We start from the raw sequence: 15,874 nt of genomic DNA on the forward strand, positions 1-15,874 counted from the left end.
GACTCGGCGGACCCGGCAGACCCGGCGGACTCGGCTGTGCTCCCCGTGGCCCCCGTGCCCCCCGTGGTTCCGGCCGCGCTCATGCCGGCACCGCCTCTGCGGCGGCGCGCGCCGCCGCGGGCAGTGCGTCGGCGATCCGCTGGACGGCACGCTCGTCGTGCGTGGAGGAGACGAACCAGATCTCGAATCCGGACGGCGGCAGATAGACGCCCTGCGCCAGCATCGAGTGGAAGAACGCGGTGAAGCGGAACGACTCCTGCCGCCTGGCGGCCTCGTAGTCGGTGACGCCCGCGTCGCCGTAGTCGCCGAAGAAGAAGGAGAACATGTTGCCCGCCGTCTGCAGCGTGTGCGCGACACCCTCCTTGTTCAGCGCCTCGACCGTCAGCTCCCGCACCTGCCGGGAGGCGGCGTCCACCTTGTCGTAGGCGGCGAAGTCGTCGGCGGCCAGCAGCCGCAGCTGCGCGACACCCGCCGCCGCAGCGACCGGGTTCCCCGAGAGGGTGCCCGCCTGGTAGACGGGCCCCGCGGGTGCCAGGTGGGCCATGACGTCCTTGCGCCCCCCGAAAGCGGCGGCCGGAAAGCCGCCGCCCATGACCTTGCCGAACGTCATCAGATCGGGGACCACCCCGTCGATCCCGTACCAGCCGCGCTTGCTCGCACGGAAGCCCGTCATCACCTCGTCGGAGATGTAAAGGGCGCCGTCGGCCTGGCACAGATCCTTCAGCCCCTGGTTGAAGCCGGGCAGCGGCGGCACGATGCCCATGTTCCCCGGCGCCGCCTCGGTGATCACACAGGCGATCTCGCGGGGGTAAGCGGCGAACGCCTCGCGGACCGCGTCCAGATCGTTATACGGCAGCACGATGGTGTCGCCGGCCTGAGCGCCCGTCACCCCCGGGGTGTCCGGCAGACCGAGCGTGGCGACCCCGGACCCGGCCGAGGCGAGCAGCGCGTCGACGTGCCCGTGGTAGCACCCGGCGAACTTGATGACCTTGGCCCTGCCCGTGAACCCGCGCGCCAGCCGGATCGCCGACATCGTCGCCTCGGTCCCGGAGGAGACCAGTCGTACCTGCTCAACGGGGTCGATCCGGGAGACGATCTCCTCGGCCAGCACCACCTCGTCCTCGCCAGGCGTACCGAACGAGGTGCCCTTGGCGACGGCCTTCTGCACGGCCTCCACCACCTCGGGCTGCGCATGGCCGAGGATCATCGGCCCCCAGGAGCAGACGAGGTCGACGTATTCCCTGCCGTCGGCGTCCGTCAGATAGGGACCGGTGCCGGACACCATGAACCGGGGCGTACCGCCCACGGCGCGGAAAGCGCGCACCGGGGAGTTCACGCCTCCCGGCGTCACGGCGGCGGCACGTTCGAAAAGCGACTGCGATACTGGGGCACTGTACGAGTAAGTCACGAAAGCCATGGTGTCAGAGCCTCTTGTGCGGGGGGCTGGGGGCGTTTCACAGTCCGTGAGGCGGGGAGGTCTCTGACACGATGATCGGGTTGCACGGTGACGGCCGTGCGGCTCGAATGAGCAGTCGGGTGGTGACATGCATCGCGGTGGCGGACTGGGAGAGGGGACCGGCGGCCCCTCGGAGACTGGCCCGGGGCGTGCGCAGGGGCGCCACCGGCGCGGTGCGGGGGAAAGCGGAGGCACCTCGCGCAGCGGGAACGCCCCTCGGGGCGGTAACACCGCGGAGAGCGGGAGCACGGCGGAGAGCGGGAGCAGCAGGGGTGGCGGCCGAGTGGGGGTGACCTACAAGTACTTCGGTGCGCCCGACGGCGCCACCGCCGCACGCGTGCCCATCTCGATGCGCCCGGAGGAGCTGGGCGGTGACGAGCTGGGGCACGGCATGTTCACCAAGATCAAGCCGGAGACGATGGCGGCCATGGTGCTCACCGGCATCGAGGGCATACCCCTCAACCGCGTACCTCCGCTCGAACTCGTCGTCCTGCACCCGGACTACGCCGTGGTGAAGCTCCCGATGACGGTCGTCGACCCGCTGCGCGGCATCGGCGAGGAGTCGGTGGGCGCCGCGGCCTTCATCTGGTCCACCGTTCCCGACCGCGCGGGCCCGCAGGACGCCTTCAACGTCTACCAACTGCTGCACAGATGGCAGGACTTCTCCGACCGCCTCCACGAGGCGGGACACCAGGCGTACTGCCTCGTGTGGCCGTGAGCCCCCTCCTGCCACCCGCCTGACGTTCTCCCCCCAGCCTTCCCGTACCAGGCGTACGCGGCGCGCGCACCTGGCGCCCGTACGCCGCCGCGCTGCGACGCCGAGGCACGACACCGGCACCCCGGTACGCGGCACCGGTCGCCACCGCGCTGCCACTGACGGCCCGTTGCCACCGCCGCCCGACTGCCACCCGGCTGCCACTGCGACTGCGCTGCGACCGCGGCTGCCGCAACCGCTGTCACCGCCGTCACCAGCACCGCTCCCGCTGAACGCCCCGCGCTGCGGCGGTGCTTGAGCCGCTACGCTGCCCGCCATGCTGCATCTGCGGATGATCACCCCGGCCGAACGGACGCCGGCGGTGGTCGAGCTGCTGGGATCGACCGTCGGCGCCACGCACCTGGCGGTGCTGGAAGGCGCGGCCCGCGAACCGGCTGGAGACGTCGTGATGTGCGACGTGGCGCGCGAGGCCGGCGACGAACTCCTGGACGGGCTGCGCGGCTTGGGGCTGGCCGAGCACGGCTCCATCTCCGTCGAGCACATCGACCTCTCACTCTCCGAACGCGCCGATCGCGCCGAGCGGGAGGCACCGGGCGAGGGCATGGACGCGGTCCTGTGGGAGTCACTGACCGAGGCGACGCACGAGGAGTCCCGCCTCTCCGTCACGTACCTCACCTTCCTCACCGTCGCGACGATGCTCGCCGCGTGCGGCGTGCTGACGGACAGCGCGATCCTGATCGTCGGCGCCATGGTCGTCGGCCCCGAGTTCGGGCCGCTCGCAGGTGTGTGTACGGGGATCGTGCGCCGTGCCCCGAGCCTGCTGATGCGCTCGCTCATCGCCGTACTCGTGGGCTTCCTGCTGGCGATGCTGCTCACGGGAGCCTTCAGCCGGCTGATGGATGTGCTCGGGGTGTTCTCGTACGAGCAGTTCACCAAGCCGCACCCGGTGAGCGAGTTCGTATGGAAGCCCGACCCGATGTCGTTCGTGGTGGCGCTGCTCGCGGGCGTCGCCGGGATCGTCTCGCTCACCTCGGCCAAGTCCGGGGCACTGGTGGGTGTGGCGATCTCCGTGACCACCGTCCCGGCGGCGGCGAACGCGGCCCTGGCCCTCAGCTACGGCAACCTCGGCGAGACCTGGGGCTCCTTCCTCCAACTTCTCGTCAATGTCGCCGGCATCGTGCTCGCCGGCACGCTCACCCTGCTCGGCCAGAAACTCTTCTGGTCCCACAAGCGGCGCACGGGGCCAGGGAACGGAGCGCGCGCGGACGGCGCGGCAGGGGCCGACGCCGGGGCGCGCGGGGACAACGGGCGCCCCGCCGCTGGCTGACCAGCGACGGGGCGCCCTGTGCTGCTCCCGTGGGGGGTTCTTCTTCTGCGAGTCCCCAGTCAGTCCTTGTCCGGCTCGGAGCCGATCTTCTTCTCAGTGCCGGGCGCCTCGGGAGCCGAGTCGTCCGGCTCCGCGTCGGACGTGACGGGCGCGTCCGGGTCGGCCGGGCCGATGCGGAACTCGAAGTCGCCCGCGTACAGCTCGTGACCGGCGATCACGGCGCTGCCCACGGCCTCCTCGCCGCGCTCCTCGCGCAGGATGAGCGGATCTCGGCGCAGGTCTCTGGTGAGGGCCACACACAACCCGACCATCACCACCGTGAAGGGAACCGCCACCAGAATGGTGAGGTTCTTCAGCCCTTCCAGTGCGTCGTCACCACCTCCGCCGATCATCAGCATGATCGCGGCGACCGCACCCGTGAGGACGCCCCAGATGATCACGACCATCCGGCTGGGCTCCATCGTGCCCTTCTGCGACAGGGTGCCCATGACGATGGACGCCGCGTCGGCACCGGAGACGAAGAAGATGCCGACCAGGATCATCACCACGAGGCTGGTGACACTGGCCAGCGGGTACTCGTTCAGCACGCCGAAGAGCTGGCCCTCCTGCGTGGCCTCCTTCGTCAGCTCCACACCGTCGGCCTGGAGCTTCATGGACGTACCGCCGAAGACCGCGAACCACAGCAGGCTCACGACGCTCGGCACGAGGATGACGCCGCCGACGAACTGCCGGATGGTGCGTCCCCGGCTGATGCGCGCGATGAACATGCCCACGAACGGCGTCCAGGAGATCCACCACGCCCAGTAGAAGACCGTCCAGCCGGACAGCCACTCCGGGACGTCCTTGCCGCTGCTCGCGTCGGTACGTGCCATGAGCTGCGGCAGGTCCCCGATGAAGGAACCGACGGACGTGGGCAGCAGGTTGAGCATGAGGATCGTCGGGCCCACGATGAAGAGGAAGAGGACCAGCAGTCCGGCCAGCACCATGTTGATGTTGGACAGCCACTGGATGCCCTTCTCCACCCCGGAGACGGCCGAGGCGACGAATGCCACGGTCAGTACGGCGATGATGACGACCAGCAGTCCCGTGCTGGCCTTGTCCATCCAGCCGACTTCCTTGACACCGCTGCCGATCTGGAGCGCTCCCAGGCCCAGCGAGGCCGCGGAGCCGAAGAGCGTCGCGAAGATCGCGAGGATGTCGATGACCTTGCCCACGCCACCGTTCGCGTGTCTCTTGCCGATCAGCGGCGTGAAGACCGCGCTGATGGTCTGCCGCCGGCCGCGCCGGAAGCAGCTGTAGGCGATGGCCAGGCCCACGACCGCGTAGATCGCCCACGGATGGAGCGTCCAGTGGAAGAGCGTGGTGGACAGGGACGTCTGCATGGCCTCGGCCGAGTCGGCGGGATCGGTACCGGGCGGCGGTGTGGAGTAGTGGGAGAGCGGCTCGCTCACCCCGTAGAACATCAGCCCGATACCCATGCCGGCGCTGAACATCATCGCGACCCAGGAGACGGTCCTGAACTCCGGTTTCTCTCCCTCCTTGCCGAGGGTGATCTTGCCGTAGCGGCTGAAGGCCAGCCACAGCGAGAAGATCACGAAGCCGGAGGCGGCGAGCACGAAGGCCCAGCCACCGTTGTGGATCGTGCCGTTCAGCATTTTGGTTGAGACGTTTTCCAGGGAATCCGTGCCGACCGCGCCCCAGATCACGAAGGCAAGGGTGAGTGCCGCCGTGACGCCGAACACCACGCGGTCGGTCTGTGGACCCCGGGTCAGTCCCCCGCTGGAGGCAAACGCCTCCTCTGTCTCACGTTTCACGTTGGTCTATCGCCCTTCCTTCGGTGAACATCCGGACCTCGCACGAGTCGCAGAGTTTTCTGACAGGGATTCGGAGGAGCCGTTACCCGGCACACATGAAAGTAATCCAGTCACACAAGACGGCAGGAATCGCATATGTACGTCAACTTGCCCTGCGCAAAAGGAATTTGACCTCCCATCAGGTGACATGATCACGACCTTTTGTTGCGAGAACCCGGTAAGCCTAGGGGCCGGGTTCCCCCGTGGAGCCACTCGCGCAGGTTCCGGAGCGGGTCTTTGCCGAATCGGAAGCAGCGACGTCTTGTCGCCCCGGACAGCCCGCGCCCGCCGGACCCTGTCCGGCGTATCTATCGACGGAATCGGGCCGTCCGTAACTTCGGCCTCCTCGCACAGCAACCGCCCCCTGGCCCTCCCTGGCCTCCTCGTTGGCGCACGAAGCGGCGGAAGGGCGCGGCACCGCGGGACGGAGAAGCGGCATCGTGGGACGGAGAAGCGGAACATACGGTCCGGCCAACAGCCGGACGGGCACGGCGACAGGCACCGGAACGGGCTCGGGACGCGGGGAGAAAGCGCGGCAAATGGCTCACCCTCGGGGCCACCGCCACCCTCGTCACGGGCGGTCCGGGCACGCCCATCAGCGTGTTTCGCCTCGCCGGCCCCGGGAGGGCGGGCCCACCTCAACGGGCCTCGGGGTGGCGCCCCGGGATGGCGGCTCGGGGGATGGCGGCTCGGGGGACGGCGGCCTCGGGATGACGAACTCGGGAAGACGACCTCGGTGACGGGCGCGGAGAGGACGGTCAGGCCGGGGGTGGCTGCCGGGCCGGCAAAGCAGCCGGCTCGGAGAGGGCAGTCAGCTCGGAGAGCGGGAGGGCCAGCCGGAACCAGCGCGGGGCGACTGCTGAAGGGTCGTCACGGGCGGGAGGTGGTCACGGGGGGGGAGCGGTCACGGCTGACGGGCCGTCACGGATGAGGGGCCGTCACGGGCGGGAGGCGGTCACAGCTGAGGCCCGTCACGGACGTGAGGCAGCTCAGGTCGAGGGGCAGGCATGGCCCGTGAGGCAGCTTCGGTTGAGGGGCAGTCACCGCCGTGAGGCAGCCCACGGCTGAGAGGCAGTCGCCGCTGAGCGCCCTGGCCAACGCCTACCGCCAACGTCTGCCGCGACCCGAGAAACACCTCGGCCGCCGTGACCCGCCGGGCACGGCTACGCGGGAGCGCCGCCGCACCGTAGAGGGTGGGCCCTCAGGCTCGCTCGCCTCACTCCGTACGAGCGGGCAGGGCGCCGTCGTCCCCGGCGTCCTCGGGTGGCGGGGAGGGCGGCGCCTCGCCCGTCAGATAGCCCTGAATGGTGGGTGCGAGCCAGCGGACTATTTCGTCGCGGGTCAGGTCGACGGCGGGTGGCAGCCGCAGGACATAGCGGCTCAGCGCCATCCCGAGCATCTGGGAGGCCACGAAGGCCAAGCGCTTGTCGGCCTCCTCCGGATCCGGGTTCAGGCTCTCGGCAAGGGGGCGCAGCTGATCGCGGAAGATGCCGCGCATCTTCTCCGCGCCCGCGGGGTTGGTCACGCCGACCCGCAGAAGCGCCGTGAACGCCTCGTCGTCCTCCCAGACATCGAGGAAGTGGCGGACGAGGATGACGCCGACATGCTCACGCGGCGCGTAGGAAACGTCGGGCATCCGCAGGTCGAACTCGGCTGCCGCGGCGAAGAGCCCCGCCTTGTTGCCGTAGTAGCGCATCACCATCGACGGGTCGATGTCTGCCTCGCGGGCGATGAGACGGATGGTGGCCCGCTCGTACCCCTCGGCGGCGAAACGGTCCCGTGCTGCGCGGAGGATCGCGGCGCGGGTGTCGTCGGAACGGCGGCGTGGTGCTTCGATCTCCATGCCAACAACTGTATGCCCACACCTGTTGACTTGCCAACCCCTCCCCGCCTATCGTTGTGCCCACAAGCGTTGACCAACGTGCGTTGACCTCTCACGGGAGGGCCGCGCACAGTCGAGCCTTCGGGGAGGCAGTCATGGCACGCACCAACCGCTCAGGTCCGTCCACGGCGTCAGGACCGGACGTCATCGTCGTGGGAGCAGGCCCCACGGGCCTGCTGCTGGCGGGCGATCTCGCCACGTCAGGGCACCGCGTGACGCTCATCGAGCGCCGCGACGGCGACACAAGCAATCTCACCCGCGCCCTCGTCGTGCATGCCCGCACGCTGGAGCAGCTCGACGCCCGCAGCCTCGGGGACCCCCTCGTCGGGACCGGGCATCCGATCGACAGGCTCAGCCTGTTCGGGAGCGCCGCACTGAACCCGACCGAACTGCCGACCCGGTACCCCTTCGTACTGGTCACGGGACAGTTCGAGGTCGAGAAACTACTGGAGCGCCGGGCCCGTGAGGCAGGTGTCGTCTTCCGTCATGGCACCGAGATGACGGCACTGCGCCAGGACGAACAGGGCGTCGAGATCGACATCAGGGACATCCAGCAGGAGAAGCAGGGCGAGGACGGCTCCCGCACGCTGCGGGCCGCGTATCTCGTCGGCACCGACGGTGTGCACAGCAGCGTGCGGACAGCGCTCGGACTGCCGTTCCCCGGCAAGTCCGTGGTGCGCTCGATCGTCCTCGCCGACGTTCAGATGGACGATCCACCCGAGTCCCCCTTCATCGCCGGAGCGACCGGTAAGGCGTTCGCCCTGGTCGGCACGTTCGGTGGCGGCTGGTACCGCGTCATGGGCTGGCACCGGGACATACAGCTGCCGGACAGCGCACCGGCCGACATCGATGAGGTGCGGGACTTCACGCGCCTCGCGTTGGGCACCGACTTCGGGATGCGGGACGCGCGGTGGATCTCGCGGTTCCACAGCGACGAACGCCAGGCGCCCTCCTACCGCGTAGGCCGGGTGTTCCTCGCCGGCGACGCGGCCCATGTCCACTCCCCCGCGGGCGGCATGGGTATGAACACCGGCCTTCAGGACGCCGCCAATCTGAGCTGGAAGCTGTCGGCCGTCCTCACCGGCAGCTCACCTCCCGAGCTGCTGGGCACCTACCAGTCGGAGCGCCACCCCGTCGGCAAGCTCGCACTGCGCATGAGCGGGACCCTCATCAGGGTCGCGTTGATGCGCTTCCCCGGCAGCGACCTGGCGCGCTCCCTGCTCTCCGAAGCGGTCAACCGGATACACCCGCTGAGGCGACGCGCCACCATGACCATCTCCGGTATCGGGCTCTCCTATCCCCCGCGCGCCGGCTCGCATCCGCTGGCCGGGAAGCGTGCACCGGATCTGTCGCTCTCCACGGGACGGCTCTACGAGGCGCTGCGCGAAGGCCGGTTCGTGCTGGTCACGCCACGCGGCGGCGCCGAGCGCATGCGGGACCCGCGCTTCGTCACGGTGGAGACGGCGGGCCCGGGGAAGTACACCCTGCTTGTCCGCCCGGACGGCTACATCGCCTGGGCCGGAAACGGAGCCGAGCCGATGGGCCTCGACACCGCGCTCACGGAATGGACAGGCGTCCCTCGGCTCGCCTCGGTCGCCGCGTAAGGGACCGCTGAACAGAGGCGTAAGGGCCACCGACAACGGACAACGGCGCAAGGGAGCGGCGTAAGGAGCAAGCACAGACAAGGACCATCGGTAAGGACGACAGGTGACGGCGCAAGACATGCGGTGTCAGGCATGGCGGTGGAGGGCCCTTAATCTGCGGCCATGCTTGTCGCCCGTTCCACGCTGTTGTTCGTGATTGCCGCGCTCTTCGAGATCGGAGGCGCCTGGCTCGTCTGGCAGGGCGTGCGCGAACACCGTGGCTGGGCGTGGATCGGGGCCGGCGTCCTCGCTCTAGGGGTCTATGGCTTCGTCGCCACGCTCCAGCCCGACTCCCACTTCGGGCGCATCCTGGCGGCGTACGGCGGGGTGTTCGTCGCCGGCTCCCTGATCTGGGGCATGGCAATGGACGGTTTCCGGCCCGACCGCTGGGATGTGACGGGCGCACTGATCTGCCTCGCCGGTGTAGCTGTGATCATGTATATGCCGCGCGGCGAATGAGGGGGGCGTAGTTCGGGGGATCGACGCGAAGAGGCTGGGGGGGTGGGGGGGGCAACCCACCCCAAGGAACGCCGCCAAAGGCAAAAGGCGTTGGAAGCACAACGGCCAAAGCACCCGGACGCACACTCCCACCGGACAGGCCAACCGCCCCCGCACCAGCCCGAGTTCGCCGCCCCACACACCCCGCCGCACCAGCCCGAGTTCACCCACGCCCCGCAAGCCGCCACACCCCCGCAAGCCCCACGCCCGCGCACCCCACCCGCTGACCCCCGCACCCCCGGACCACACCCCTCCGAGCGCCAACACCGGGCCCCAACACCCGGAGCGCCAACACCCGAAGCGCCAACCCCCGCCCCCGGCCCCTCTTCCGCTTACCGGCGCGAGAGAAGCGGCGCCACACGCGAGACCACTCGCAAGGAAAGCGGCGCCACACGCGAGGAAAGCGGCGCCACACGCGAGACCACACGCAAGGGAAGCGCCGCCACACGCGAGAGAAGCGCCGCTACGCCCCAGTTGAGGGGTCTCGCGAAGTGCGGGCTCCTGGGCGGGGAAGTGACAGGCAACACGAAGAAGAACGAACGATGCCGAAACGGAAAAGACTGACTTTGTGCAACATAGGCACCGGGCGACCGGACGGCCGCGTGGCACGTGCGGTAGACATTGTGTTCCATCGGCCCGTTCGACGGTCCGTGTTCCCGAGTCGAACCAGGAGGCCAACCGTGCCGCGGAGGGCAAGGTCGTACACCGCATATGGGACGTACGCAACAAATGCCGTGCTGGCCCTCGTGCTTGCCGGAGCCCTCACCGCCTGCACCGACTCCTCCGGCGCCGATGACGAGGGCGACACCAAACCGGGCGGGGCCTCCACCTCCGCCTCGGCCGCGCCTCCGGGCAAGTACCGCACGCTCCCGGAGCCCTGCGGCACCGTGAACATCAACACGCTCAAGGACATGCTGCCCGGCGCCGCCGCGAGCGAGGACGCCGAGTCCGACCCCGACTCACCCACGGCCGACGCCAGTCCGAGCCCGTTCGAGGGCGAGGCGAGCGAGACGTACGACACGGACCGGCGCTCCGGCTGCCGCTGGAAGAACGCCACCACGCTCAGCACCCGCCATCTCAACGTCGACTTCGAGCGCGTCGTGTCCTACGATCCCGCGGTCAGTGATGACCAACAGGCCGAGCGCCTGTACGACAGGAAGGCCAGCAAGGCCGAGATCCCGGTCTCCTCCGCCTCTCCGGACAACGACGGCGGTGACGGCGAGGGCGACCAGACCCAGGAGGACCAGAGCGGCGACGGTAAGGGCTCCAAGAAGGGCAGCCCCGACGGCGGAGCCTCGCCCTCCGGCGACAGCCCGTCAGCGAAGGGCTCTTCCGCCCCCAAGGACCCCAAGGACTCTGAGGGCCCCAAGGACTCCGAGGACTCCACGGACTCCCAGGAGCCGGCGCAGGGCGGCAGTTCCTCGCCCGGCACCGACGAGGACCTGGCCCCTCGTACGCTGGACGACATCGGCGACACCGCCTACATAAACGACAAACTGGATACCGGAGACTCCGGCCTCCACAGGGACATCACCCTGGTCTTCCGGACAGCCAACGTGATCGCCACTGTCGAGTACGACCAGTGGGTCACCGACAAGCACCGGATCCCGGACAGCCGTGAGCTCCAGGACAAGGCGCGGAAGCTCGCTGAGCAGCTCGCCGCGCATTTCGAGGAGGAATGAGCGGGCACAGGGAGCGGACCCCGTACGGGGATCACGCCGACTCGGTGAGCTGACACACGTTGGGCTGAAGCTGGTTGTGGGCTGACCCACGTTGTGGGCTGTCCCACGCTGTGGGTGGTGCCACGAAACGCCCACGCCGCCTCATCGGCCGCGTAGCGTGCCTCCAGCGCAGCCCCGCGCCGCAAGCCATCCCGCACGGCTCAAGGGGGCGACAACCCAAGAGCCATCTCAGGACTCCGAAGAATCCCGGAAGCGAAGGAACCATGCACCGAAACGCCCCGCGCAACGCCCCCCGACGGGCCAAGACCGTCAGGAACTCGCTCGCCTGTGCGGCAGTGGCGCTCCCCGTCCTGCTGGTCGCCGGCTGCTCCTCGGACTCGGACGGGGGCAAGGAAGCCGACTCCCCCCCGGCGTCCTCCAGCAAGCCGACGCCGACCGCCGCACCCGCCAAGTTCAAGTCACTGCCCGACTCCTGCAAGAGCCTCGGCAAGGGCACGGTCAAGGACCTCGTGCCCAAGTCCGACAACGAGGCGGGCAAGCGCGTCGGCTCCGGCGACACGAGCGACTCCAACAGCTGCCTGTGGAGCGGCCTGGACAAGTACGACTACCGGCAGCTCACCGTCTCCCTCAAGCGCTTCGACTCCGACACCTCGCTCGGCAGCGGCGACAAGCGCGCCGCGAAGTACATGGAGCAGCAGGCGGACGAGATCAGCGGCAGCAAGGACAACAAGAACACCAAGGAGACCAAGGTCGCGGGCGTCGGCAACCAGGGCACCGCCATCGCGTACGAGGCCAAGAAGAAGGACGCCAAGGGCAAGGCCGAGGACTTCCGTGCCGAGCGCCTGGTCGTGCGTTCAGCCAACGCCGTCGTCACCGTTGACTACGAGGGCACCGGCTTCGAGGGCAGCAAGCTGCCCAGCGCCAACGACCTGAAGAAGAAGGCCGAGAAGGCCGCGAAGGAAACCCTCACGCACCTCAAGTGAGTCCCGAGCGCGTGTGCGACATGCCTCGCGCTCAGGCGACATGCCCCGTGTCCAGGCGACACATGACGACCCGCAGCAGGGAGCCCGGCCCCACCGGAGGGCCGGGCTCCGCCCGTTTCGGGGCGTCCGACGCCGGACCTTGACGGGTGTGCCAGGCTGGTCGCGCCAATTTCCAAAGGTGGGGGACAACTCCAGTGCAGGGCGTACAACTGACCCGAATACACCGCGTACTCATAGCAGTTGTGATCACCGGAGCGGCGGTGATCGCTGCGATCGGCTTCGCCGGATCCTTCGCAGCGGTACGTGACCTGGCGGAGAAGAAGGGCTTCGGCGCCTTCGCGCCCTTCTTCCCCATCGGCGTGGACGCGGGGATCGTGGTCCTTCTCGCCCTCGACCTCCTGCTGACCTGGATCCGCATCCCGTTTCCCCTTCTGCGCCAGACCGCCTGGCTGCTGACGGCCGCCACCATCGCGTTCAACGGCGCGGCGGCCTGGCCCGACCCGCTCGGGGTCGGCATGCATGCCGTGATCCCGATCCTGTTCGTCGTCACCGTCGAGGCCGCACGGCACGCGACGGGGCGCGTGGCCGACATCACGGCCGACAAGCACATGGAAGGCGTACGGCTCTCGCGCTGGCTGCTCGCCTTCCCCTCCACCTTCCGGCTCTGGCGGCGCATGAAGCTGTGGGAACTGCGCTCGTACGAGGAAGTGATCCGGATGGAGCAGGACAGGCTCGTCTACGAGACCCGGCTGCGCGCACGGTACGGACGTAACTGGCGCCGCAAGGCCCCCGTCGAGGCCCTGATGCCGCTCAAACTGGTCCGCTACGGCGTCCCTCTCACGGAGACGGCACCCGGCAGCACGGCACTCAGGGGGAAGGCCGCGGCCGAGACCGCCAGCGGCGCGACCACCACAGCGCCCACCCCCGCTGCCACCGCCACGACTCCGGAGGCGCTACCGGCACCGGCGACGCAGACGACACCCGAAGCCCCGACACCGGCGACAGCAGAGGCCCCCGCACCCCCGGCGGCCCCGCACCCCGAACTCGCCACACCCGCAACGGACTTCCACCCCACCCCGGCCGAGGGCACCGCCCCGGCCGAGGGCACCGCCCCCGCCCAGGACACCGCCGCCCGGCCCGAGCCGCCCCGGACCCAGCACGAGCCACGCGCCGAGCAGGCCCGTATCCCCGCGCCCCGCTCCGAGTACGCGCCGCCCGCCGGCACCAGGCCCGCACCCGAGCCGCAACCGCAACCGCAACCGCAACCGGCCAGCGTCCCCGACCTCCGCGTCCCCGTGGCCCCCGGCCGCTCCCGTCCCCTCTCACCACCCGCGAACGGCAACGGAAGCGGCAACGGCACGAGCGCCCTCCAACAGAACACGTATGCCGAACCCCCGCCCGTGCGCGTATCCCCCGATCCTGAGCCAGGACCCGAACTCTCCGGCAACGACGAGCCCATAGGTGTCCCCGACGGGATGCCGCGCGGGGAGAAGTACTTCGAGGCGTACCGCCATTACGTCGCCTCCCACGGCTCCTTCCCCAACGCACGCCAGCTCTCCCGCACCCTGCACGAGACCTTCGGCGTCACCATGGCCGACGGCGGCCTGCTGCCCGAGAGCCACCTGCGCCCGTACATGCGGGAGTTCAAGGAGCGCTACAACACCGAGATGGGCCTCGCGGGCTAACCGACCCCGCCCCGGCGCCGCGACACCCCGGCATCCCCGCGTCCCGGCGTCCCGCACCCCGGGAAGAAGAACGCACCCGAACACACAGCGGCCCGGCCGCATCCCACGGCCGGGCCACCCCGTACACCTCACACACCACTCACACGCCAAGCCACCCGACACCAGCCGCCAGACAGGCACCAGCCGCCAGGCAGGCATCAGGCGCAGCACCCGGCGTCACCGGCCCGGCACCCGGCGTCACCGGCCCGGCACCAGGCATAGGCTCCAGGCACCCGACATCAGCCGCCAGCCGCCAGGGCATCAGCAGTTGCCGTCAGGCCCCCAACAGCTTCCGCACCCGTTCCGCGCCCACGGCCAGGAGCAGCGTGGGCAGTCGGGGGCCGGTGTCGCGTCCTACCAGCAGCCGGTACAGCAGCGCGAAGAACCCGCGCTGTGCGACCTTCAGTTCGGGGGTGGGCTTCGCGTCGGGTGCGAGTCCTGCCCTGATCTTCGGTACGCCGTACACCAGTTGGGTCAGCCCGTCGAGCGACCAGTGTTCGTCCAGTCCGTCGACCAGCATGCGCAGCGCGGCGTGCTGCTCCTCGTCGAGCGAGGCCAGCAGCTCGGCGTCCGGCTCGTCCCGCACGGTGGTGCGCTGCTCGGGCGGCACCTGGGTGTTGATCCAGCGCTGGGCCCTGTCGAGCCGGGGGCGTACCTCGTCCAGTGTGTGTACCGGGTGCTGGGGGTCCAGTTCGCTCAGGATGCGCAGCGTCTGCTCCTCCTGGCCGCCGGTGATGTCGGTGACGGAGGCGAGCGTGCGGTAGGGCAGCGGTCGCGGTGTGAGCGGCAGCGGGCCCAGCGCGTTGGAGGAGGCGCGGGTGTGCGCGGCCACGTCGGCGGGCTGCGCGCTGCCGTCGGCGATCTTGCGGCCGAGCGCGTCCCACTCGTCGTACGTGCGCTGGATCTCCTGGTCGAAGGCGACCTTGAAGGACTGGTTGGGCTTGCGGCGCGCGTACAGCCAGCGCAGCAGCGGCGCCTCCATGATCTGGAGCGCGTCGGCGGGGGTGGGGACTCCGCCCTTGGACGAGGACATCTTCGCCATGCCGCTGATCCCGACGAAGGCGTACATCGGTCCGAGCGGCTGTTCGCCGCCGAAGATCTCCTTGACGAGCTGCCCGCCGACGACGAAGGACGAGCCGGGCGACTGGTGGTCGACGCCCGAGGGCTCGAAGACGACGCCCTCGTACGCCCAGCGCATCGGCCAGTCGACCTTCCACACCAGCTTGCCGTGGTCGAAGTCCCGCAGCAGGACCGTCTCGCCGTGCCCGCACTGGCAGGTGTAGCTCAGCTCGCTGGTCTCGTCGTCGTAGGCCGTCACCGTGGTCAGGTCGCGTCCGCAGACGGTGCAGTAGGGCTTGTACGGGTAGTACGTGCCGGCGCCGGCGCCCGAGCCGTCGTCCTCGGCTGCGGCGCCCGAGCCCTCGGCCGCCTCGACCTCCGCTGCCTCGTCGGCGGCGTCCGGCTTCTGCTGCTGCTTCTTGCCGCCCTTGGCGCCGCCCGCTGCCTTCGCGTTCTTCTCCAGCGTCCGGTAGCGGTCGAGCACGGCGTCGATGCGTGCGCGCTCACGCATGGCGAAGAGGATCTGCTCGCGGTAGGCGCCCGAGGTGTACATCTCGGTCTGGCTGATGCCCCGGTAGTGGACGCCCAGCTCCACCAGCGAGGCTTCCATCGCCGCCTTGAAGTGCTCGGCCCAGCTCGCGTACGCGCTGCCCTCGGGCGCCGGGACGGAGGTGAGGGGGCGGCCGATGTGCTCGTTCCAGGACTCGTCGACGCCCGCGACCCCGGCCGGGACCTTGCGGAAGCGGTCGTAGTCGTCCCAGGAGATGATGTGCTCGCAGTCCACGCCCCGCCGCCGGATCTCGTCGGCGACCAGGTGCGGCACCATCACCTCGCGCAGGTTCCCCAGGTGGATCGGCCCGGAGGGGCTGAGGCCCGACGCACAGACGATCGCTTTGCCGGGGGCGCTGTGACCTCGACGCTCCGCTTCGGCGATGACCTCATCGGCGATTCGGGAGACCCAGTCGGCCTCGTGAGTGGTCTGAGCCACGTCCGGCACTTCCTTCTCTCAACGTCCTCGGTGCTTCACAGCCTGCCGCCCCATTCTTCCATCC

11 protein-coding genes are annotated in these 15,874 nt (G+C 69.7%); 7 read left to right on the forward strand and 4 right to left on the reverse strand.

All coding sequences use genetic code 11. From position 1 onward, the window contains the following. Window positions 1-79: 79 nt before the first annotated feature. A complete protein-coding gene (gene hemL, locus NMN56_RS18000) occupies window positions 80-1,417 on the reverse strand; it encodes a glutamate-1-semialdehyde 2,1-aminomutase (protein ID WP_274040490.1) in 1,338 nt (445 codons plus the stop codon). A gap of 127 nt (window positions 1,418-1,544) precedes the next feature. On the opposite strand from hemL, the gene NMN56_RS18005 reads away from it, so the two are divergent. Together NMN56_RS18005 and NMN56_RS18010 are read left to right on the forward strand one after the other, a co-directional pair. After that, on the forward strand, window positions 1,545-2,174 hold the full coding sequence (locus tag NMN56_RS18005) for a hypothetical protein (RefSeq protein WP_274040491.1): 630 nt from the start codon (window positions 1,545-1,547) through the stop codon (window positions 2,172-2,174). A gap of 313 nt (window positions 2,175-2,487) precedes the next feature. Next, window positions 2,488-3,498 carry a DUF389 domain-containing protein gene (locus NMN56_RS18010; protein WP_274040492.1) on the forward strand — a complete coding sequence of 337 codons (1,011 nt, stop codon included), beginning with the start codon at window positions 2,488-2,490 and terminating at the stop codon, window positions 3,496-3,498. 59 nt (window positions 3,499-3,557) lie between these two features. Here NMN56_RS18010 and NMN56_RS18015 read toward each other — a convergent pair whose 3' ends face one another. Together NMN56_RS18015 and NMN56_RS18020 are read right to left on the reverse strand one after the other, a co-directional pair. Continuing rightward, window positions 3,558-5,312, reverse strand: a complete 1,755-nt coding sequence (locus tag NMN56_RS18015) for a BCCT family transporter (RefSeq protein WP_274040493.1) — start codon at window positions 5,310-5,312, stop codon at window positions 3,558-3,560. A gap of 1,255 nt (window positions 5,313-6,567) precedes the next feature. Continuing rightward, window positions 6,568-7,194, reverse strand: a complete 627-nt coding sequence (locus tag NMN56_RS18020; protein ID WP_274040494.1) for a TetR/AcrR family transcriptional regulator — start codon at window positions 7,192-7,194, stop codon at window positions 6,568-6,570. A 134-nt stretch (window positions 7,195-7,328) separates the two neighbouring features. On the opposite strand from NMN56_RS18020, the gene NMN56_RS18025 reads away from it, so the two are divergent. The 5 genes from NMN56_RS18025 to NMN56_RS18045 all read left to right on the forward strand — a co-directional run bounded on the left by NMN56_RS18025 (window position 7,329) and on the right by NMN56_RS18045 (window position 13,724). After that, window positions 7,329-8,837, forward strand: a complete 1,509-nt coding sequence (locus NMN56_RS18025; protein ID WP_274040495.1) for an FAD-dependent oxidoreductase — start codon at window positions 7,329-7,331, stop codon at window positions 8,835-8,837. Window positions 8,838-8,999: 162 nt separating this feature from the next. Then, window positions 9,000-9,335 (forward strand): YnfA family protein, encoded by a 336-nt coding sequence (locus tag NMN56_RS18030; RefSeq protein ID WP_274040496.1) that lies wholly within the window; start codon window positions 9,000-9,002, stop codon window positions 9,333-9,335. A 773-nt stretch (window positions 9,336-10,108) separates the two neighbouring features. Next, window positions 10,109-11,056, forward strand: coding sequence for a hypothetical protein (locus NMN56_RS18035; RefSeq protein ID WP_280842644.1), 948 nt, complete (start codon window positions 10,109-10,111; stop codon window positions 11,054-11,056). Between the two features lie 263 nt (window positions 11,057-11,319). After that, window positions 11,320-12,039 carry a DUF3558 family protein gene (locus tag NMN56_RS18040; protein ID WP_274040498.1) on the forward strand — a complete coding sequence of 240 codons (720 nt, stop codon included), beginning with the start codon at window positions 11,320-11,322 and terminating at the stop codon, window positions 12,037-12,039. A gap of 194 nt (window positions 12,040-12,233) precedes the next feature. Continuing rightward, complete coding sequence (locus NMN56_RS18045; RefSeq protein WP_274040499.1) at window positions 12,234-13,724, forward strand: DUF2637 domain-containing protein; 1,491 nt, start codon at window positions 12,234-12,236, stop codon at window positions 13,722-13,724. A gap of 313 nt (window positions 13,725-14,037) precedes the next feature. Here NMN56_RS18045 and lysS read toward each other — a convergent pair whose 3' ends face one another. Beyond that, window positions 14,038-15,810, reverse strand: coding sequence for a lysine--tRNA ligase (lysS, locus tag NMN56_RS18050; protein ID WP_274040500.1), 1,773 nt, complete (start codon window positions 15,808-15,810; stop codon window positions 14,038-14,040). Between the last annotated feature and the right edge of the window lie 64 nt (window positions 15,811-15,874).

Origin of the sequence: Streptomyces iconiensis, assembly GCF_028657195.3 — a bacterium.
Lineage (GTDB): Bacteria > Actinomycetota > Actinomycetes > Streptomycetales > Streptomycetaceae > Streptomyces > Streptomyces iconiensis.